Here is a 20700-nt window from a genome sequence, read left to right on the forward strand (position 1 = left end):
GGACGAGCGTTCAAGGAACCAGCGAACTTCCTTCAAGGCGTCGGCGACGGCCGCCCCTCTCGGCTCGGCGGGCGGGCGCCCAGGGCCCAGAGTTCGCGGGGCGTCGCGATCACCGCGCCGCGCGAATCCAACCGCAGATGGACTTCGGCGATCGTCGCCGGAAACACGAATCGTTGCACCAGCGCGCCGTTCTCTTGCTTGCAGACGACCAGGGGCATCGCCTCGACTTCCTCTTCCCACAGGCTGGAAAGGCTCGGATAGACCAGCACCGAGCGGTCGGACAGAGCCAGCGACCAGTGGATCAGCTCGCGACCCGACAAGTGCCGCGACCAGAGCGGCGAGCCGTCCTTCAGCGACAGCGCCCGCAGACTTTGCTTGCTTACACAGTAGAACCGCTGCTCGTCGAAGGCCAGCGCGTCGGGGCGCTCGCCCAGGTCTTCGGTCCCCAGCACGGTCGACCATTGCTTCGATCCGGTGGCCGGGTCGAGCCGGATCAGCGTCCGGCCGTCGTGGATCACCATCAGATGCTCGGCGTCCACGAACGCCCGGGGCGCTCCGTTGACCGGCATCTCGACGCTCTCGCGGTAGTCCCAGACGAACTGGCCGCGCTCGAGGTCGAACTTCTTCACCGTCCGGCGGTCGGTGACCACGATCACGTGATCCTCGTCGATCGGCGTCGGCTCGCGCTCGAGCCCTTCGCCCTCGCTCAGTCCGCACCGCGAGATCGGCCGGCCGGTGACGGTTTCCAGGACGACCAGCTCACTCGGCCTGTCGACCTGCAACACCAGCCGGGCGGGACCGATCCAGAGTTTGGGATTGATCGCGCCGCCGCGGGGCGTGTACGACCAGTTGATGAATCCGGTGTCGCCGTCGAGGGCGATCAGCTCGTCGTCGCCGCGGAGCAGGAACAGGCGGCCGGCGACGATCTGGAAATCGTGCAGTACTGTTCCGGGCGTCGCCGCGGGATTCGGCTGGGGATCGTCGCGGGCGAACGGGTCGGGGCCGCGCCGGCCTCGCGCCGAGCCGTCGCGGCCGAACCGCCACTGGATCGCGCCGGTCTGAACGTCGATCGCCGCCACGTGATGGGGCGTCGCGGCGAGCAGCTTGTCGGCGAGGTAGCCGACCCAGACCGCCCGCTCGCCCAGCGCGGCGGTCCACCGCCGGTCGCCGGTGGCGGGGTCGAGCGGCGACAGGCCGGCGTCGGCGGCGAGGAAGACGCGGCTCGAATCAACGGCCGGCGGCGCGCCCGCGGCCGTCAGCGGCCGAGCGGCGTCGGCCCCGTCGATCCCCTTCCAGCGCCATCGGCGGACCATCGGCGAGGGGACGGCGGGCCGGGGGCGATCGGCGACGATCCGGGCCAGCGGGTCGCGCGCCAGCTCCGCCGACACCCGCTCGGAGACCGCCGAAACGCGTCCGCCCAGTTCGAGTTGCAGCCGGGGATACCGATCCGCCATCTGCAGGTAGGCGTCGCGGGCCGAGACCAGATAGCCCTGCGATTCGTAGATCCGGGCCAGCCGCCAGAGCGCCCGGGCGCGGGCCTCGTCGCTGGGGGCCGAAAGCGTCAGGAGCCGTTTGTAGACGGCGGCCGCGGCGGTCGGCCGGTTCTGGGATTCGTGCACCGCGCCCAGGGCCAGCAGCGCCTCGGGGACCGCCTCGGCGACCGGGAAGATCCGCGCCACTTCGGCCAGCGACCGCGCGTCTTGCTCGTCAACGCCCCGTTTGAACAGCTCGCGGGCCTTGCGGTCATAGGAGTCGTAGACCTTGCGGCCGTGGTCGCGGACGATCTCGGCGAGCCGGTCGCCGACGAACAGGTCGGCGCGAACTGCGCGGCGGCCGTCGTCCGAGCCGACGGTGAGCTGTTGCAGCCGGTCGTCGCCGAGCAGCCGTTCGAGGATGTCGACGGCTTCCGGAGGACGGCCTCGTTCAAGCTGCACGTCGGCCAGCAGCAAGCGGGCCTTGAGCCTGTCCTGCTCCTGCCGGGCGGCCAGGACGGCGGCTTCCAGCTTGGCGCCCGCGTCGTCGTACTTCTTCTCGCCGCGAAGCGAGGCCGCGAGCCGGAGCAGGAGTCGGAACTGATGGTCGCGGGCGGCGTCGATCAGCGGCGAGCCGTCGATCGTCTCGCCGGCGCCGGCGTTGCGGATCGACTGCACGTACGAGTCGAGCGCCAGTTGGTCGCGGCCGACGGCCTCGGCGGCGCGGGCCAGGCGGTAATGCGTCGGCGCGTGGTGGGGGGCGCGGGCGATCTCGTCGCGGTAGCGTTCGATCAGACGGCTGTTCTGGCAGAAGACGACGAGGCCGTCGCTCTGCGCGACGACCAGGTAGCCGTCGCCCGCGACCAGGTTGCCGCCGGTCGTGCGGTACGTCTCCAGCAGCTTGATCGGCGGGCCGGAACGGGCGCCGCTCGCCTGGTCGAGCACCTGGATCTCGTTGCGGGTCGGCCAGTAGACTCGATCGCCGGCGAGCAGGCCGCGGCCGTAGCCCTCGCGGCTGCCGCCGGTGTCGGGCCAGGCGTGCAGCAGCTTGCCGTCGCGGACGTCGAACCACAAGACCTTGTCGCCAGTGGCCACGAGCCGGCCCTTGGCGACGCCCAGCAGGTGCGAGAGCTTCACCTCGTCGGGGATCGCGACGGTCCGCCATTTCAACCGGCCGGTCTGCGCCTCGAAGGCGAAGATCGACGACGCGTCGCTGGGCGCGACGAACACGAGGCCGTCGTGGACCACGGCGGGGTTCAGGTCGCGCTCACCCCCCTGCCCGCGCCCGGACTCCTGCCGCGGATAGGTCGCCGCCCAGCGGATCGATCCCGTCTCGGCGTCGAGGGCCGCGAGGGCGCCCAGATTGGTCTGATAGTACAGGACGGGGCCGTCGAGCGAGAGCAGCCGGTGCCCCGAGTCGGCCGAGGCCAGGGCGCCGAATCCCATGCCCCCCATGGCCATGAAGTTGTCGTTCTCGGACGCCGCGGCCCCCAGGTAGCGCAGCCATCGCAGCGAGCCGTCGTCGGCGTTGTAGCTGGCGACGTACGTGGCGGTCTGCTCGCGACGGTCGGTGACGGCCACGTACACGCTGCGGTCGTCGGCGACGGGCGTGCCCTCGAAATTCACCGACCGGCCGACCTGCTCCGCGGGCCGGTCGGGCAGGGTCAGCTTGCTCGACCTCTGGATCCAGAGCGGCTTGCCGCCAGGGCGGTTGCGGTCGATCGCGACGATGGAGCTGTCGGCGCCGACCGGCCGGGGGCCCCCCGCAAAGTTGGGCTGGCTCGACGACCCCATCCGGGCGTAGATCCGGTCGCCGACCGCGGTCAGCGTGTACCGGGGGATCGCCCAGCTCGACGGCAACGCCTGCGGCGGCGCGGCGCCGTCGTCCGGGTCGTGCTTCCAGGCCGGTTCGACCGCCAGCGCCTGGCCTCCCTCCGACGGGTTCGGTCGGTCGCTCAAGTTGTACGCCGTGATCCGCGAGCCGTTGTTGACGATCACCTGGTCGCCGACGATGATCGGGTGATAGCCCAGAAGCTGGTTGGCCGGCGACGACGCCCCGTTGTTCACCCCGAACGCCCGAGGCACGTAAGGGCCGCCGGCCCGGACCGGGCTGATCCGTTCGAGCGCGACCCGCCATTGCAACGACCCCACGTCGATCGACTCGGCGACGATCTTGTTGCGGGTCGGCGAGCCGGCGAACGTGGGCCAGCGGCCGTCGGATTGGCTGGGAGGCGCCAGGTGGTCGGTTTCGAGCGCCGCGGCGAGGCTCGTCGCCAGCAGGCCCTTGCGGCCGGCGAGCGGACCCGACGCGCCGGGGAACCGCTTCGCGAAGGCCTCGATCTCGACGGCGGGCGTCAGGCTCTCGCCGGCCGCGGCGCGGCAGAGCAGCTTCTTGGCCGCGACCCGAGCCAGGTCGACCGACGGGTCGGGATGGACCAGGTTGAGCGGGTTCTCCGGGTCGTCGGCCACGAGCCGCCGGTACATCGCCAGCGCCTCGCCGAACCGGCCGTCCTGGAACGACAGGTCGCCCAGCAGCTCCAGCGCGTCGTCGCCCCACGAGGTGCAGAAGGCCTGCTCGACCACCCGCCGCAGCGGCCCGGCGTCGCGCCCGGCTTCACCCTCGCGAAACCAGCGTTCCGCCTGCGCGTCCATCCGCTTGCGGTACACGGCGCGGGCCTCGTCGGGGAGTCCGGCCAGCGTCCGCTGGCAGTAGCCTCGAAGATCGACGTACAGGACGAACTCGTCGCCTCCCTCGCCCCCGTCGGCCGGGTCGCGCGGCAGCCGGGCCACCTTGTCGCCGTATTGCTCGATGACCCGCTGATAGATCCCGACGGCCTCGGACCACTGGCCGGCCCGCACATGGCTGGCCGCGTTGCGCAGCAGGGTCTCGGCGGCCTCGCTCGAATCCGGGTAGAACTTGGAAGCGCTGCGGCCGGCGGGTTGAGCGGCGGCCGAGCCCGCGACCGTCGCCAGGAGACAAGCCGAAAGGACTCCGACGACTCGGGATGGAATCGCGACGGTCTTGCGCCGGTGGAACCGGAACCAAGTCATCCTCTCTCCCCTCTACCCGATCTTCGGATCTCTTTTATGGATCAAGGGATCAAGAGCCGCTCACCGTCATGGAGCTTACGACACGGATCGGACCATGGGATTCTCCCTCGGAGAAACACGCCGAAATCATTAGAAGCGAGGTCCGCGCGTCTGTTCCGTGGAAGTCCCTGACTCGCAGACAGGGAGAGACTTGAGAAATCGATCCGAGCCGAAAAACCGCTGGAATCCAACCTGCTCATTGGACCGCAAAACCGTTTGCATCTGCAACGGCAAATCCGATACCAACTCGCTCGAACCGCCGCGGTTCTCTCATTAGGGTACTACGAGATGCGACGTTCCGGCGTGAGTGCCATTGGATTATGCATCGCCGCTTGAGGTTGAGGCGTGCGGGTTTCGGTATGACGGCCGAAGCCGCCGAACTGCGTGCCGAAAGGCACTCGACCACGGCTACGATTGATTTTGAACGACGTATCCCACGTAAAAAATCAACGTGCCGGCCGCCGCGATGAGCAACGACTGCCCGAGTCCCACTTCGCCGACCAGTTCCGACGCGATCCCGAACGGGAGGATGATCATTCCTAGAACCTGGAGGAAGCGGCCGACGCGGTAGCGTCCCATGGAGACGGGTCCTGGAGAGGAAGCGAAAGAGGTTGACGTCGAAATCGAAATCCGATGGCGAGCCGCCCGACGGTTCGGACGACTCGCCGTTGGAAGTTGAGCGTCAAGGATTCTTGATCTGGCTCGGCTCGATCTTGAATTCCCCCGCGTCGACGGCCTCGCCGGCGGCGACGGTCACGGGCGCCCCCTTGGCCTTGCCCGGGTTGATCCAGCCGACTTTCTCCTGCCAGACGACCAGGTTCTGCGCTCCGGCCGGCACGCCGTGGATCTCGAACGAGCCGTCCTTGCCGCTGACCGCGTAGAACGGGTGGTCGAAAACGGCGACGTACGCCTTCATCCAGGGGTGGATGTCGCAGGCGACCATGATCGGCCGGCGCTCGGCCTCGAACTTCACTTCCAGGTGGCCGCCCACGCCCAGCATCTGGTTGAGCGAGGGGTTGGTGAAGCAGGTGTAACGGATGTTGTGGTTCACCGAGTCGCTCGACTTGATCTCGAGCGGCTGGTCCTTGTAGATCCCCTGGATGTAGGGGAAGAACTCACAGCCTTTCTGGTCGAGAACCGCCTTCGGGTTCTTGCTCAGCAGCGCCTTGACCGCTTCGGGGTTGGTCCCGTTGGGCTTCGACAGGTAGACCAGGGCGCCGGCGATTCCCTTGGTCTTGGGATCGATCAGCAATTCTTGGGAGAGGATCGGCTGCTTGGCGCCGCAGACTTCCGGGTCTTTGGACGCCTTGCCTTCCTCGACGAGCACCTTGGGCGTCGGGACGTCCCCTTCCCAGACCACGCGGCCTTTGATGGTTCCATACGACCCCTGGCCGATGATCGCCGATGAGACGGGACCAACCGGCGGGATCGCGGCGTCGGCCGTGCGGGCCGCGAAGACCAGGCTCGCGAGCCCGGTCGCCATCGCAAGGGGCCTGAGCAAGAAAGTGGATCGTCGGAACATGGAAGGTCCCTCCATTCTCATCGGTGTGTGGGGATTGAAGGCGGGGGGGAAGGTTCGACAAACGGGGCGAGCGACCGGCGAAGCTCGATTCGACGGATCGTTCTCTCAGAATAGCAAGCGGCTTCAAAAAAAACGAGGACGGCTTGCGAAGAGGTCTTCGAAGTCGCCCTCGTTGTTGGATTTACGTCGATGACGAGATCGCGTCAAGGGGTCGCGAAATCACTCCGCCCGAAGCTTGGCGACGTCGATCGTGTAGTTCTTGGCGGTCGTGTCGTTCGGCTTGACGTTGACGTCTTCGCCGGCGGGGGACGTGACGAAGCCGTTGCCCGTGAGGGCCTCTTGCCAGACGACCACCTTCTGCGTGCCGGCCGGGACGTTCTTGATCTCGAAGTTCCCCTTGTCGTCGGTCACGGCGAAGTAGGGGCTGTCGAGGATCATCCACCAGGCCTGCATCCAGGGGTGAATGTCGCAGGTGACCATGCCCGGCGTGCGCTCGGCGCCCGAGGTGGTCACAGTGTCGCTCGCGCCGGGGCCCAGGAGCTTGTTGCCCGGGCTGTTCTTGAGCTTGATGTTGACGTTGTGGTTGACGGTGTCGGACGATTTGAGCGTGATCGGCACGTCGGCCAGGGCGACCAGGACGTGGGGCTCGAAGATGCACTTGGTCTGGTCGAATATGACCTTGGCTTCCGAAGCGGTCTTCTTGGCTTCGGGGTTCACGGCCGTCGGCTTGGGGATGTAGACCAGCACATTCTTGACCCCCTTGGTGCCGGCGTCGACGACCAGTCGTTGAGAGAGGATGGGGGCGCCCACGGCGCAGACCTCGGGGTCCTTGGCGGCCTTGCCCGGCTCGACCAGAGTCTTGGCGGCCGGCGCGTCGCCCGAGAGGACGATCTGGCCCTTGAGCGTGCCCCAGCCCTCGGCCTTGACGGGCGAGGCGTCGGGGGTCGCGGCGGGGGCGGCGGCCGTCGAGCCGGCCCCAGGCGCGGCGGTCGGGGCCGCGTGCGAGGCGGTCGAGGCGGCCGGCGTCCCCGATCCCGGCGGCGGCACGACCACGGCGTCGCCGACCTCGGTCGACCCGCCGCAGCCCCACATGCCCATGCACAGCACGCCGGTGAAGCTCAAACCAAGCCGCGTCGGCTTCCGCATCCAGCTGTTCCGCATCATTCTTTCTCCTGGCTCCAGGTGTCGGCTTCGCGCCGGTCGACAGGGCGACGACGGCGACGTTGAACACGCGCTCAATCGAGAATCCGGGCGCCGACGACGAGGCGTCGGCGCCCGAACGCCGGTTGTCTCGTTATTCGGACGATCCGGCGGGCTTGGCCGCCGCGGTCGCTCCCGTTCCCGTCCCGGCCGCAGCCGCCGGGGCCGCCGCGGGAGGGTTCGTTCCCGCCGCCATCTGCCGCTCGATCACGTTGGTGTAGTTGAGCAGCGTGTCGCGAAGCGCTCGCACCATTTCGAGCGGTTGGTCTTCGAAGGACTTGGGGACGGGGATCTGCAACGGTCCGTGGGGCACGACGTTCTGCGGCATGGCCGTGTAGGGGAGCAGCCGCCGGGGGTTGGCGAGCCACTGTTCGAGGTAGCCCGGACGGAACCGGTTGGCCACCTGGCGGAGGTCAGGACCGTTGATCACCTGATCGCCCCCCGTCGGCTTGAAAGGGCCGACCGCGTGGCACTGGAGGCACGGCGAACCCTTGTTCGCCATGATCGTCCAGCCCGCGTTCAGGTAGTCGGGATGGGCCTTCTCGCGCTCGGCGATGTAGCTTTGCTGCTGCTGCGGGATCGACTGGTAAGGGAACTCGGCCGCGTCGCGGGCCGCGAAGAAGTCGGCCAGTTGCTCGGTTTCACGCGAGGCCTGGGCGACGTCCTTGCCGTAGTGGAACCGCGGCATCCGGAGCTGGGTCGCCGGGCGGATTGCGTAGGGGTCCTTGAAGAAGAGCGACAGCCAGGGGGTCTGCGCCTTGAGGCCTTCCCGGATCAACGGGGGGGGCAACCGGTTCCAGAACGCTTCGACGGGGGTCCCGGCCTTCTCGGCCTGGTGGGTGGAGTAGAGCCAGGCGAAATCGCCGCCGACGCCCGGTTTGCGCTCGATCTTGGTCTGGTCGAGCGTCACCGTGTCGCCGACGTTGAACGTGTAGCCGCGGATAGTCACCGGCTTCCAGAGCTGGATGCTGACCTCGTTCTCGAACTGGCCGGTCGGCATCCCTTCGAGGGTCGCGGCGGCGCCGTCGTCGGGCTTGACGCCGAGTTCGGCTTCGATGTTCGGGTCGTCGAGCTTCTTCTTGGGATCGTAGGAGAGATCGGGGAAGAGCTGCGGCAGGAAGTCGGTGTTCCGGGCGCTGTACGACGATCGAAGGTTGGTCTTGAAGCTGGGGAACGCGGCGGCCGTGGTCGTCCCCTGGGGGATCTCGAACTTGGGCATGTCGAGGACGTGGCAGCCGCCGCAGTTGAACCGGTTGAGGACCTTCGCCCCCTCGGCCTTGGCGATCTGGGCCTTGTCGTACTTCGTGCGGGCGACGTACCGGGCGTTGATCTTCTCGCCGGTCAGCCCGAGGATGAAGGTCATGACTTCCTCGACGGCCTTGGGATCGTCGGCCCAGGCGAACTGGGGCATCCGCAGGCGGTCGTCCCAGGACTTGTACTTCTCGCTCTTCTTGAGGTAGTCGTAGCTTCGCGGCCGGTGCAGTTTCTGGTAGAGGAAGCCCATGCGGGTCTCATGCCCGAGCTGCTCCTGGTAGAACGGGTCGGTGCCGTCGCGGTCGCCCTTGACCGTCTTCTGCTGGTCCTGGAGATACTCGTTGACGTGGCCGAAGTCGAGCCGGGCCGGGCTCTTGATCCCCCAGTCGTTGAGCGGCGTGCCGATCGGCTTAGCGTTCTCGAAGCCGGGGATGTTGTGGCAGCCGAAGCAGCCGAGCCGGCTGATTGACTTCTCGCCCAGGAAGAACAGCTTGTCGTCGGTGCTCAGCTTCTCGACGAACGGGTCGACCTCGCTCAGGGCCACCGCGACGTTCTTGCCGTCCTTCCGATACCCCCCCTTGGTGACGTAGAGCTTGACCAGGTCGTCGAGCCCCTTCTTGACCTCGTCCGAGTCGATCGAGGCCGTCTTGACCTCGACCGGCCACTCGCCGGGCGTGGAGATGATCCACGAGGCGACGTCGGCTGCGTCCTGGAGCGAGAGCTGAAGGTTGGGCATCAGGCTCTTGGGGTGGTACCGCTCGGGCGACTGGATCCAGTTGGTCAGCCACTTGAGCCCCTGGGGCTGCGACTGGAACTTGGCGGCGATGTTGCTCAGATTGGGCCCGAAATCGGCCTTCGCGAACTGCTGGACGTCCTTCGGGAAGCTCGTCGGGTCGTAGGTCAGCGCGGGGTCGAGCTTGTAGTTCGGGTTGATCGCCTTGCGGTCCCTGAGCTGGACCTCGGCTTCGGCCTCGGGCGCCGTCTTGTAGGGGCGATGCTGGTGGCACGCCAGGCAGCCCTTCTGGAGGAACAGCTCCTTGCCGTGCTTGGGGTCGGGATTCGCCGGCGGGTCGACGAAGTCGCCGGGCGGCGTGCTCTTGGCGAACAGGTAGTGGCTGATCGCGTGGATCTCGGCGTCGTTCTTGGGCTGGTCTTCCGCCGCGCCGTTGTTCGTCACGCCGTAGAACCGCGGCATCCGCGAGTCGGGGCGGAACGCGTGCGGATTCTTGATCCACTTGACGATCCAGTCCTTGGAAACCTTGGACGCGACGTGGCCGAGGTTCGGGCCCACCTGGCGTTCCTCGGTCAGGTCGGGGCCGAACGAGCCCTCGCCGCCGATCGTGTGGCAGCCCGTGCAGCCGTACTGGACGATCCGCTGGTAGCCCGCCTGAAGCTGCTTGGCCTGGGGGACGTCGGTGACGTCGTGGTGGCACTTCAGGCAGCTCGATTCGAGGAACCGCTGGGGCTGCATCGGGTAATCCCAGTGGTGGATCTCCTGCCAGCCGTATTCCTTCTTCCATTCCTCGGCCACCTTGAGGTTGGCCGGCGTGTGCGAGGCGAACGTGAAATCGGTGCCCGAGCCCTGGCCGCCGTGGCAGATCGTGCAGCCGAAGTCGTTGATCGGGTGCGGGCCGTTGCCGTCGAGGTAGAGCCCCGCCTTGACCACGTTGCCCTTGGGGTCGATGGTCGTCGCCCCCTCCTGGAGGAACGGGTGCGCGGCGAAGACGGGGGTCATCTTCTCCCCCTTCTCGTCCTTCTGGTAGCCGAGCCGGTCGATCCCCTGGTGGCAGGTGGTGCAGCGGTCGTACCGCGGCACTTCCTTGAAGTTGTAGTTGATCGTCAGCTCGGGGAGGCTGATCTGCTGGATCTTCGTCGGCGAGGCGGCCATGTCGACGCCGGGGAGGCTGCGCAGCCAGGCGAGGACGCCGAAATACTGGTTCTCTTTCTGTTCCTTCAGCCGCGCGACCCGATCGACCTCGCGCGTCAGCCGGCTCTTCTCTTTTTCGAGATCTTCGACGCCCCCTTCCAGCTTCTTCTTGGCGTCGGTCTTGACCTTCTGCTCGGCCTGGGCCGTCTCCAGCTCGCGGGAGAGGGTCAGCAGCTTCCGCTCGGCGTCGGCCACCTTCGAGTTCAGGAAGGCCCGGGCCTCGCGCTCCTCGCCGCGCTCGACCATGCCGTCGTACAGGCTGCGGAGGCTGTCCAGCTCGGCCTTCTGGAACTTCTTCTCGGTGTCGAGTCGCTCGGTCCGGCCGCCCAGCTTCTTCAGCTCGTATTCGACGCTCTTCAGATCGGCGGCGCGCTGGATGGCGCCCTGCTTGGCCTGCTCGATCTGCTGGTCGACCTTGTCGATCTCGGCCTGATACTTCTCCTTCTGAATGGCGAGCTTCTCTTGCTCGGCGGCCTGTAGCTTTCGGTCCTCCACGCGGTGGAAGTCGCGCTGGACGGCCTTCCAGGGGCGGAGGTGGTCGGCCATGATCATCCAGACGATCGAGAGCAGCATCGCGACCGACGAGACGGCGAAAATCACGTGCAGCGTCGGCTGGCGATAGTACGTTTCCTCGGTTGCCGGCATGGGTATCGGTCCTTGGGCGTGAGTCCGCCGGGGTCCAATCGGGGCGGCGGACGTGCTCGCCGGCCGACTCATGCGGCCGGCCTATTCACCAACGAATCAGATGTTGAAGAAGTACTCGGGGATCGCGACCAGGTATTTCAAGTTGATCGTCCAGCGGAGGACCATCTTGATCGGCAGGCTCGCCATGAACAGCAGCAGGACGGCCAGGGTCAAGTAGCGAACCATCCCGGCCTGCTCGGCGTACTTGCGGAAGAACAGCCGATACATGAGCAGCGGCGGGATCGCGAAGTAGAGCACGCAGAGGATGATCCCCGGAGCCTCGCGCTGAAGGATCGACGACGGCTTGGTCTGCCCGAGGATCTGAATCCAGACGATGTCCGACAGGTTGACGTTGTTGAGCGGGATCAGCTTGTGCAGATCCCAGAACTCGTAGGGGCCGAAGAAGTTCCAGTTCGGCCCCCGGAGGAAGGTTCCCAGCAGGATCAGGACCACCCAGAGGACGAGGAAGCCGTACTGGAAGGTGATGTAGGCGAACTTCCGCTTCTCGATCGTGTAGTAACCGTTGCCTTCCTTGTTGTTGTCGATGTAAGGCACCGCCATCAGGCCGACGACGATCAGGCTCGGCAGAACCACTCCGGCCATCCACGGGTCGAAGTAGACGAGCATCTCCTGCAAGCCCAGGAAGTACCACGGCGCCTTCGACGGGTTGGGGGCGACGGTCGAGCTGGCGGGTTGCTCCAGCGGCGCTTGCAGGACGATCCCCCAGAGCACCAGGACGATCGTGCAGATCACCATGCAGACCAGCTCGGTGTACACCAGGTCGGGCCAGGTGAGCGTCTTCTCGGGCTCGAGCGCCTCCAGGACCGGCAGTCCACGGGCTTGTCGCGAGTCGTTGATGACGGCCCGCCGCAGACTCAGCCAGGTGAAGAAGCCGACCAGCACCATCAGGCCGACGATCGGCACGTTGTCGGGCTTGGTCACGATGTCGCGAAAGTCGAAGTCGCTCATGCTCAAGCCGAAGAACAGGAGCGCCGCGTTGACGAGCCCCCAGGCGACCAGGCCGTTGGCCGCGAGCTTGCGGAAGGCGATCATCGCCACGAACGCGATCGTCGCCCCGACGAAGAACGTCGTCGGCCCCGAGACCTGATTGATGCGGTCCCGGAAGATCTGCGGCAGGACGATCGCCCCGCCGAACAGGTAGGCGAGGCCGATGGCCTGGAACAACACCGCGGCGATGGCCCAGATCAGCGTCCAGAGCATCCGGCTGATCGACTTGCCCAGCCCCACGGCCGGGATGTGGTCGTCGAGCGTCAGCTCGCCGCTGTTGCCCGAGTGCGTGCCGTCGCTGGCCCGCAGCTCGGAGAAATGGGCGGCGTCGGCGCCGGCCGTCAGGGCCACGACGATGTTGGCCAGAGCGCACAGGCAGTAGGCGACGTCGAGCGCCCCGGGCAGGAACGGCCGGGCCAGGATCATCACCATCGCCAGCCCGTAGAGCCCGATGTACGTCCCCACCAGCCAGTCGGGCAGCCGCCGGGTCCGCGGGGCCAGGCCGACGCGCGACGCCCCCTCGGAGACCATCTCCATGTAGGCGACGTACGCCGCGGCCGCCGCGTTCAACGCCGAGGCCAGCAGATAATACCAGGCCAGGCCGACCATGACGCCGGGGGTGATGTCTTGGTGCGGGAGGATCGGGAGGATTTCTTGGTGCATGAGTTTACGAGACCGTGGAGTCGGAAGCCTTGGAAACCAACGCCAAACCGCGGGTACTCGCGCGGCCCCGCTACAAGGGGCCGCTGATTCCGCCGTCCTTGCGCACGCGCCAGAAGTGGACCATGATCAGCAGCGAGACCGCCAGGGGGATCGCCACGCAGTGGAGCACGTAAAACCGGTTGAGCGTCATCTCGCCGACCGCCCGGCCCCCCAGGAGGGCGAACTTGGCGTCCGAGCCCGAGGTGATCAGCTTCACCCCGTTCAGATCCAGGAACGCCGCGCCGGGGCCCTCGACCCCCACCCCGGGCGTCGCCCGGGCCATGTTCGAGCCGACGGTGATGGCCCAGATCGCCAACTGGTCCCAGGGGAGCAGGTAGCCGGTGAACGAGAGCAACAGCGTGAGCACCAGCAGCAGCACGCCGATCACCCAGTTGAACTCGCGCGGCGGCTTGTAGCTGCCGGTGAGGAACACCCGGTACATGTGCAGCCAGACAGTGATCACCATCGCGTGCGCCCCCCAGCGATGCAGCTCGCGGAGGATGCCCAGCGTGGTGACGTCGCGGAGCGCCAGGATGTCGTTGTAGGCGTGCTCCAGCGTCGGTCGGTAATAGAACATCAACAAGACGCCGGTGACCACCTCGACGATGAATAGGAAGAACGTCGTCCCCCCCATGCACCAGGTGTAGCTGAGGGCGATGCCCTGCTTGCGGACGCTGACCGGGTGCAGGTGGAGGAAGAAGTTCGTGAGCATCACCACCACGCGATTGCGACGGTCGGTCGGCATCGGGTGGCGGAACACGCTCTTCCAGAGCTGCGACTGCGTGATGGAGTCCATTAATGACATGGGCGTCTCGGGAGGTCGATTGGAGGCCGATGCGATCCGTCCCCTGGGAGGGCCGGACCATCAAATCAAAGAGACCACGGGCGCGACGACGACGACGGGGCTCGGGCCGTCAAACCGAGATGAAACTGTCAGGGTCCGACCACTGGCCGAGCTCCTGCTGGAATTTCTGACTCTTGTCGACCAGGATCTGGCCGTCGTCCGCGAGGGTCACCTTGAACCGCTCGAGGGGACGAGGCGCGGGGCCCTCGAAATTCACGCCGGTGATGTAGAAGCCGCTGCCGTGGCACGGGCACTTGAACTTCTGTTCGCTCGCCAGCCAGTTGGGAGGGCAGCCGAGGTGCGTGCAGACCGACTGGATCGCGTAGATGATGTCCTGACCGTTGACCTTCGTCGACCGGACGATCCAGAAGCCCCATTCGGACTTGAACCGCTCGTTGACGTCCTCGGGGTCGAAGTTGGTGGGCAGTCCGACCTTGACGGTGCTCGGCGGCTCGGCCAGGACGTTGGGGAACATGAACCGGCCCATCATGACGGTGAAGGCCGAGGCGCCGAGGGTGAACGCGGTCCAGGCGATGACGACCGGCGTCGTCAGGAAGAGCAGAATTCCCCGCCGGGTGATCTCGAGTCGAGAGCCGCGCGAGGCTTCGCCGACGGCCGTCGCGCGATCGGGCTTGGGGAGCACGCTCGTGGGCTTCGGCGCGGCGACCTTCGGAGCGGGCTTGGCCGCCGCGATCTTGGCGGCGACTTCCTGATCCTTCTTGGCGCCGGTCTGCCGGAGGGCTTCGGCCAGGTCGCGCGGGTCGCTGATCTCGCCGATCGGGGGCAAGGTCCGGGCGGCGGCCTTCGCGGCGGGGGCGGCTTTGGCGGCCGCCGCGGGCTTGGCTCCGGCGGCCGGCGCCGCGGCGGCGGGATTGGCTCCGGCGCGGGCGGCGGCCAGCTTCTCCTGAAGCGTCATCGGCCGGCCCAGGGGCGCCGCGGGAGGAGGAACCGCCGGGGCGGCGGCCGGCGCGGGCGCCTCGGCTTCGACTTCAGCCGGCGCGGGGGCGGCTTTCGCGGCGGGAGCGGGGGCGGGAGCCGCCGATCCACCGGCTCGGGCGGCGGCCAGTTTCTCCTTCAACGTCAGCGGACGGCCCAGGGGCGCCGCGGGAGGAGGAACCGCCGGGGCGGCGGCCGGCGCGGGCGCCTCGGCTTCAACTGGCGCTGGGGCGGCTTTCGCCGCGGGGGCGGGAGCGGCTGAACCGCCGGCTCGCGCCGCGGCCAGTTTCTCCTTCAACGTCAGCGGTCGGCCCAACGTCGCCGGCGAGGGGACGGCCGCCGCCGGCTGCGCGGCCGCCGGGGGCGGAGTCGCGGGGGATGGGGCGCTCGCTTGCGCCGGAGCGTCGTCGGAGGAGGCGCCCGGCGTGGCCGGCCCTCCACGGCGAGCGGCTTCCAGGATCTCCTTGATGCTTGGTCGATTTGCCATCAGTCGGTTCCAGCCTTGGGTAGCTCGATTCGCCTCGTCGCTGTCCGGTCATCCAATTCACGACCTGAGACGTAAACGTCGCATTCATCGCAATCCCGGCGCCGCCCGTCTGTCAGCCTCGTTCGGCTCTATATTTCAACCTCGGCTCTGCATCGCGCCTGTCTTGAGCGACCCCAACTCGTGACGTGCGTGATTCTCGTTCAATCCACGTCGGATCGGGAGCTTGCGACTCGGTTCCGACGGCACGTGTTGACCTCGGCCTTTTGGAGCGATTTCCCAAAGAAAGGTCAATAGCTTTAGACTAGCACCCCGCGCGGCGCGGTTCAACAACCTGCTCCGGTTGTGCGAACAAGCGTTTCGCGGCGCGCCTAGGCGGAGTCGAAAAGTTCGAGCGTGCTGGAGATCTCGCGGAGCCGTTCCGAGAGGTACGAGCGGATCTCGTCGCCGGTCGAAAGCTGGAGCACGTGGTGCGCGAACCGCTCGGCCTGCGCGGTGGTCACCGAGGAGAGGAGCGCCTTGACCGTCGGCACGAACGCCGGGCTCATGCTGAACCGCCGCAGGCCCATGCCGAACAGCACCAGGGCCGACCGCGGCTGGCCGGCCATCTCGCCGCAGAGCGTCACCGGGGTGCCCGTCCGCTGGCAGGCTTCGAGCACCATGTGGAGCACCCGGAAGATCGCCGGGCTGAGCGGCTCGCAGAGGTGGGCGACCTTGGGGTTGTCGCGGTCGGCGGCCACCAGGTACTGGATCAGGTCGTTCGAGCCGATCGAGATGAAGTCGGTCTCGCGGAGCAGCGCCTCGATGCAGACGGCCGCAGCGGGGACCTCGACCATCACACCGGTTTTCACGTCCTCGGCGAACGGGACCCCCTCGCGCCGCAGGTTGCTGCGCGTCTCCTTGACGAGTTTGTTGAGCTTCCGCAGTTCCTCGACGGTCGTGATCATCGGGAAGAGCATCGAGACCTTGCCGTGCCTCCCTGCGCGGAGGATGGCCCGCATCTGCGTGACCAGCAGCTTGGGGTTGTCGAAGAAGATGCGGATCGACCGCCATCCCATGAACGGGTTGGGCTCGTTGCGGCGGCCCAGGTAGGGGACCGTCTTGTCGCCGCCGAGATCGAGCGTGCGGATCGTCACCGTCTTGTTGGGGGAGTCGAGGATGATCTGGCGGTAGTACTCGTACTGTTCCTCTTCGCCGGGGACGTCGTGGTGGGTGAGGAACAGGTACTCGGTGCGAAACAGCCCGATCCCCCCCGCGCCGACGGTCTCGGCGGAATGGGCGTCGGCCAGGTTGTTGATGTTCGCCAGCAGCTCGACCTGGGTGCCGTCGCAGCTCACCGCCGGCTGGTCGCGGTTGGCGATCAGGCTGTCCTTGAGGTGGAAGAACTCGCGCTGAACCTTGCGGTACGCCATCGTCGCTTCGCGGTCGGGGCGGACGATCACGTGGCCCTCGCGGCCGTCGACGACCATCAGGTCGCCGCTGACCACGTCGTTCATGATCCCCTCGACGCCCGAGACGGCGGGAATGCCGCGGCTCCGGGCCAGGATCGCGGCGTGGCTCGTCGAGCCGCCGATCTCGGTCACGATCGCCGCGATCGGCAGTTCGCCGAGGTTCATCGCCTGGCTCGGCAGGATCTCGTGCGCCACCAAAACCACCGGTTCGTCGCCGGGGTGCGACTCGGCCGCGCCGTTGACGCTCGACTCGGTCTTCCGAGTCAGGTGCGAGCCGATCCGCGTGATCACGTCGCGGACGTCCGTCAGCCGCTCCCGGAAATACTCCTGGTCGATCCGCGCGAACTGGGCCGCGTACCCGTTCATCACGACCTGCAAGGCCGAGAACGCCGTGAGCAGCTTCTTCTGGATCGCCGCATGCACCTTCGCCAGCAGCTCCGGGTCGTTGACGATCTGAAGGTGCGACTTGAAGATGTCGGCCGCCGGCGTGCCGAGCTCGAGCGCGATCCGCTGGACGAAGATCTCAAGCTCCGCCGTCGTCTCCTCCACCGCCCGGTCGAATCGCTCGATCTCCGCCGGGACCTGGCTCGGGCTGTCGAGCGTCTGCGGCTCGCCCGAGCCGAGAACCGACTCCACCCGGTAGGCGGCTCCGACCACGACCCCAGGACTCACTCCGATACCTTTGTGCATGGCGCGTCCGTCAAATCGTCCCGGTTCGCAAATCGACCCTGTTTTGGAAAGCACCAAACCCGCAATGAACGCTTATCCAGACCATTATGGTCTAACTAAACGTGTCGAATTCCGGCGAGTTTCGCTGAACGGAGAACCCGCGAGGCGCGGCCGTTCCGAACATCCAGGGACCTGAGCAAGCGGTGACGAGCGTGGTTCAAGAGCTTTCGAGGTCAAAGGACCAAGTGTGAACTGTCTGCATGCGGGCCGTGTTGAAACTTGGCGCGCCCGCGATCAGCAAGATGAGGGACGGGCGCGAGCGGTCGCCTCCGCCCCGCGCGGGACGGCCCCGTCAATCTATAGCGTAAGGGTTCCCGCGCGCGTCGTCCAGTTCGGTTCGGCCGGGGCTCGATTTGATTCCCGCCGACGCGCGCGGTCAGACCCCCTCGGGGGTTTCGGCGGACTCCGGCCGGGGAGGCTCGCCGAGCGCGCCGAGGATCAGGACGACGACCGCCATGACGCCGTAGGAGGCCGCCCAGTGATAGGGGGTCTGGCCGGCCGTGGCGGCGGTCCGGCCCTGGGTTTTGAGTTCGGCGACGACCCGGGCGGGCGACATGATCGCGCCCGACGGCAGCGGGGAATGGATGACGCCGAACCACGAGAACACCCCCGCGAGGATCAGCGCGCCGACCGTCGAGCCGACCCGGCCGTCGATCAGATGAGCCAGCGCGGCGCCCCAGAGCAAGCTGGTGACGATGAAGCCGCCGGAGAGCATGGTCGCGGTGGCTATCCAGTGTTGGGTCGACGGCTGAAGCCGGTCGAACGGCTTGCCGACTTCGGGGAGGACCTGGTTGATCGTGATCAACGCCAGGTACGCGAGCGCGGGGACGCAGGCGAACGCGACCGCCGGGTAGTGGCGGAACGGCGTCGCGTGGAACGACTGCGCGGTGATCTCCAGGCCGACGAAGACCAGGATCGGGAAGACGACCGCCTTGGGGATCAGGAAGAAGATCCAGTCGAAGTAGCCGAAGACGCCGGCCGCGCCCACGAACAGGGCGGTGGCCAGCGTGTACCCGGCCCGCGCGCCCATCGCCTTGTACGCCGGGTGGCCGATGTACGGGGTCGACTGGATCACGCCGCCGAAGCCGCCGGCCACAAGGGTCGCGAACCCTTCCGCGGCCACGATCGCACCGGTCGAGTACTCGTCGCCGACGGCCGCGGCGCTCTCGGTGCAGTCGATGCCCCCCACGACGGTCGCCAGGGCCAGGGGGATCGCCACGGGCAGGTAGCCGAGCGCCTCGGGCCAGGCCGTGGCGAACCAGGTCCACCACGCGGCCATCGGAAACGGCAGCGCGAACCGCAACAAGGTCGACGGCGCGGTCCCGTCGGCCCCGGCGCCGAGGCCCGCGAGGTTCATCCCGTAGAACACCAGGCAGCCAAGGGCCACGGCGAACACCGCGCCCGGAAACCGGCCGGGCAACCGCCAACGCGCCGTGAGGGTCGCCAGGACGACGATCAGCGACGCAAAGCCCGCCACCGGGTGGCCGGCGACGTCCAGCAGCGGCAGGAAACTGATGAGGACCAGGGCGATCGCCGCCAGCGAGCCCAGCAGCCCGGCGCGCGGGACCATCCGGCGGACCCAGCCGCCGAACGGCGCGCAGGCGAGCTTGAAGACGCCCGAAGCCAGGAGCATCGTGATCCCCAGGAACCAGGCGTGCTCGGCGGCGGCCGTCGCCTCCAACCCCCTGCCCTTCGCCGCCAGGAAGGCCGGGCCGATGATCAGGATCACCGAGCCGAACGTGCTGGGGGTGTCGAGGCCCAACGGCATCGCCGTGACGTCGGCTCGGCCCGACCGCCGCGCCAGGCGGAATGCGGCGACCGTGAAGATCAGGTCGCCGACGAGCACCCCGACCGCCGTCCCCGGGATCATCCGCGTGAGCACGAAGTCGCGCGGGAATCCGTAGCCCAGAACCAGAAGGCTGGTCGTGAGGATCATCACGCCGATGTTGTCGATCATTAGACCGAAGAACGCGTTCAGGTCGCCCGCGCCGGCCCACTGGTACGTCTTTCGACCATGAGCCGCGACGGCTGTCGAGTTGTCCACGGCGGCGTCCCCTCACGAGCTAGAACCGAATTCAGCCCGGCGCTCGCGACGGCCTTTCCGCGGCCCTCGCGGCGAAGAGAGCCAGGATTCCCACCAGGAAGTAGACGACGGCGGTGGAGCCGATCGCCACGCTCAAACCATAATATTTCGAGGCGTAGCCGACGGCGACCGGCGCGAGGAAGCCCCCCGTCCAGCCGACGGAGTTCATCAGCCCCGCGGCCGTCCCCCGGTCCTCGGGCGCCACGACGTCGAACAGCGAGGCGAAGATGTTGGCGTCGTAGATCCCCTTGCAGAGCCCCGCGCCGAGCAAGGCCGTCACGAGGACCGGCAGCGTGCTGCTCACGCCCGCCCAGTAGACGAACGGAGCGCCCAGGATCAACCCGAGACTCTGAACCTGGATTCGCCCCCCCTTGCGATGCCGCGCCCGCCAGTCGGCCAGCACACCGCCGCAGAGCGCCCCCACGAGGCTCGCCAGCGGCCAGGCCGTCGAGGTCAACGACGAGTTGGAGACGTCCATCTCGAATTTCCTCAGGATGAACGTCGGCAGCCACGTCAGGAACGTCGAAGCCACGAAGTTGGCCCCGACGAACACCAGGAGCAGCAGCAGCGCGGCCCGGTTGCTCAAGATCCGCGCGACCTTGTCCCAGAGCGTCATCGACGCCGTGAGATCGGCTTCCGGAGCGGCGTCTTCGGCGCGTTCCGTCTGGCCGCGCTCCGGCTCGACCAGCCAGAACGCGAGCACGACGGCGTAGAGCATGCCCATCAGGCCGAGAGCCAGGAACGGCGCAGGCCAACCGTACCGCTTGGCCAGGCCGCCGGCCAGCACAGCGCCCCCCGCCGTGCCGAGGTAAACGCTGGTCTGGTGGATGCTGAGCGCGCGCGACCGCGTGCGGGGGCCATGGTAGTCGGCCAGCAGCGACATCGAGGCCGGGAAGTAGAAGCTTTCGCCCAGACCTTCCGCCGCCCGCACGGCGATGAGCTGCCAGTAGGTGCCGCAATAGCCGGTCGCCGCGCAGACCAAGCTCCAGAAGGCCAGGCCGACGGGGACCAGCACGCGCCGGGAGACGCGGTCGACGACGAAGCCCGCCAGCGGAGCCGTCGACGCATAGACGATCATGAACGCCGAGCCGATCCAGCCGAGCTGGTCGTCGTCGAGCTGAAACTGCTCCTTGAGCGGCTGGAAGACCGAGTACAGCGCCTGGCGGTCGGCGTAGTTGAAGAAGCCGCAGAACCAGAGCAGCCCGAGCACGACCCAGGGATAGGACGCGCCGGCGGGCGGCCGGCGGGCCTTGGGGGGCGCGGGGACGGATTCGAAGTCGCTGTCCATGGTCATGCGGTCACCGCGAGGCAGAG

Annotated in this window: 11 protein-coding genes; all 11 read right to left on the bottom strand. The window is 67.6% G+C overall.

Annotated features, from left to right (window positions below; genetic code table 11):
- Window positions 1-32: 32 nt before the first annotated feature.
- Window positions 33-4523, bottom strand: a complete 4491-nt coding sequence (locus tag BSF38_RS27785) for an outer membrane protein assembly factor BamB family protein (protein ID WP_076350273.1) — start codon at window positions 4521-4523, stop codon at window positions 33-35.
- A gap of 447 nt (window positions 4524-4970) precedes the next feature.
- Window positions 4971-5141, bottom strand: coding sequence for a hypothetical protein (locus tag BSF38_RS31555; protein WP_168189478.1), 171 nt, complete (start codon window positions 5139-5141; stop codon window positions 4971-4973).
- Window positions 5142-5244: 103 nt separating this feature from the next.
- Window positions 5245-6084 carry a cupredoxin domain-containing protein gene (locus BSF38_RS27790; protein WP_076350274.1) on the bottom strand — a complete coding sequence of 280 codons (840 nt, stop codon included), beginning with the start codon at window positions 6082-6084 and terminating at the stop codon, window positions 5245-5247.
- A gap of 219 nt (window positions 6085-6303) precedes the next feature.
- Window positions 6304-7248 carry a hypothetical protein gene (locus tag BSF38_RS31560; RefSeq protein ID WP_168189479.1) on the bottom strand — a complete coding sequence of 315 codons (945 nt, stop codon included), beginning with the start codon at window positions 7246-7248 and terminating at the stop codon, window positions 6304-6306.
- A gap of 130 nt (window positions 7249-7378) precedes the next feature.
- Window positions 7379-11110: a c-type cytochrome gene (locus BSF38_RS27800; RefSeq protein ID WP_076350276.1), complete on the bottom strand. Its 3732-nt coding sequence runs from the start codon at window positions 11108-11110 to the stop codon at window positions 7379-7381.
- Between the two features lie 96 nt (window positions 11111-11206).
- Window positions 11207-12820 carry a hypothetical protein gene (locus BSF38_RS27805; RefSeq protein ID WP_076350277.1) on the bottom strand — a complete coding sequence of 538 codons (1614 nt, stop codon included), beginning with the start codon at window positions 12818-12820 and terminating at the stop codon, window positions 11207-11209.
- Between the two features lie 70 nt (window positions 12821-12890).
- Window positions 12891-13664 carry a cytochrome b N-terminal domain-containing protein gene (locus BSF38_RS27810; RefSeq protein WP_076350278.1) on the bottom strand — a complete coding sequence of 258 codons (774 nt, stop codon included), beginning with the start codon at window positions 13662-13664 and terminating at the stop codon, window positions 12891-12893.
- A 109-nt stretch (window positions 13665-13773) separates the two neighbouring features.
- Window positions 13774-15126, bottom strand: a complete 1353-nt coding sequence (locus BSF38_RS32485) for a QcrA and Rieske domain-containing protein (protein ID WP_210405656.1) — start codon at window positions 15124-15126, stop codon at window positions 13774-13776.
- 368 nt (window positions 15127-15494) lie between these two features.
- The gene (gene ptsP / locus BSF38_RS27820; RefSeq protein ID WP_076350279.1) at window positions 15495-17264 is read right to left on the bottom strand and encodes a phosphoenolpyruvate--protein phosphotransferase; all 1770 of its coding nucleotides are present in this window, start codon (window positions 17262-17264) and stop codon (window positions 15495-15497) included.
- A 415-nt stretch (window positions 17265-17679) separates the two neighbouring features.
- Entirely contained in the window at window positions 17680-19347 is a 1668-nt protein-coding gene (locus BSF38_RS27825) for a permease (protein WP_076350280.1), read from the bottom strand.
- A gap of 31 nt (window positions 19348-19378) precedes the next feature.
- Window positions 19379-20680: an MFS transporter gene (locus tag BSF38_RS27830; protein ID WP_083713614.1), complete on the bottom strand. Its 1302-nt coding sequence runs from the start codon at window positions 20678-20680 to the stop codon at window positions 19379-19381.
- Window positions 20681-20700 lie beyond the last annotated feature (20 nt).

Origin of the sequence: Paludisphaera borealis, assembly GCF_001956985.1 — a bacterium.
GTDB lineage: Bacteria > Planctomycetota > Planctomycetia > Isosphaerales > Isosphaeraceae > Paludisphaera > Paludisphaera borealis.

Coding starts and splice junctions, on each gene's coding strand:
- ptsP (WP_076350279.1), bottom strand. CDS start 17,264: ATGCACAAAGGTATCGGAGTGAGTCCTGGGGTCGTGGTCGGAGCCGCC.
- BSF38_RS31555 (WP_168189478.1), bottom strand. CDS start 5,141: ATGGGACGCTACCGCGTCGGCCGCTTCCTCCAGGTTCTAGGAATGATC.
- BSF38_RS32485 (WP_210405656.1), bottom strand. CDS start 15,126: ATGGCAAATCGACCAAGCATCAAGGAGATCCTGGAAGCCGCTCGCCGT.
- BSF38_RS27800 (WP_076350276.1), bottom strand. CDS start 11,110: ATGCCGGCAACCGAGGAAACGTACTATCGCCAGCCGACGCTGCACGTG.
- BSF38_RS27805 (WP_076350277.1), bottom strand. CDS start 12,820: ATGCACCAAGAAATCCTCCCGATCCTCCCGCACCAAGACATCACCCCC.
- BSF38_RS27810 (WP_076350278.1), bottom strand. CDS start 13,664: ATGTCATTAATGGACTCCATCACGCAGTCGCAGCTCTGGAAGAGCGTG.
- BSF38_RS27830 (WP_083713614.1), bottom strand. CDS start 20,680: ATGACCATGGACAGCGACTTCGAATCCGTCCCCGCGCCCCCCAAGGCC.
- BSF38_RS31560 (WP_168189479.1), bottom strand. CDS start 7,248: ATGATGCGGAACAGCTGGATGCGGAAGCCGACGCGGCTTGGTTTGAGC.
- BSF38_RS27790 (WP_076350274.1), bottom strand. CDS start 6,084: ATGTTCCGACGATCCACTTTCTTGCTCAGGCCCCTTGCGATGGCGACC.
- BSF38_RS27785 (WP_076350273.1), bottom strand. CDS start 4,523: ATGACTTGGTTCCGGTTCCACCGGCGCAAGACCGTCGCGATTCCATCC.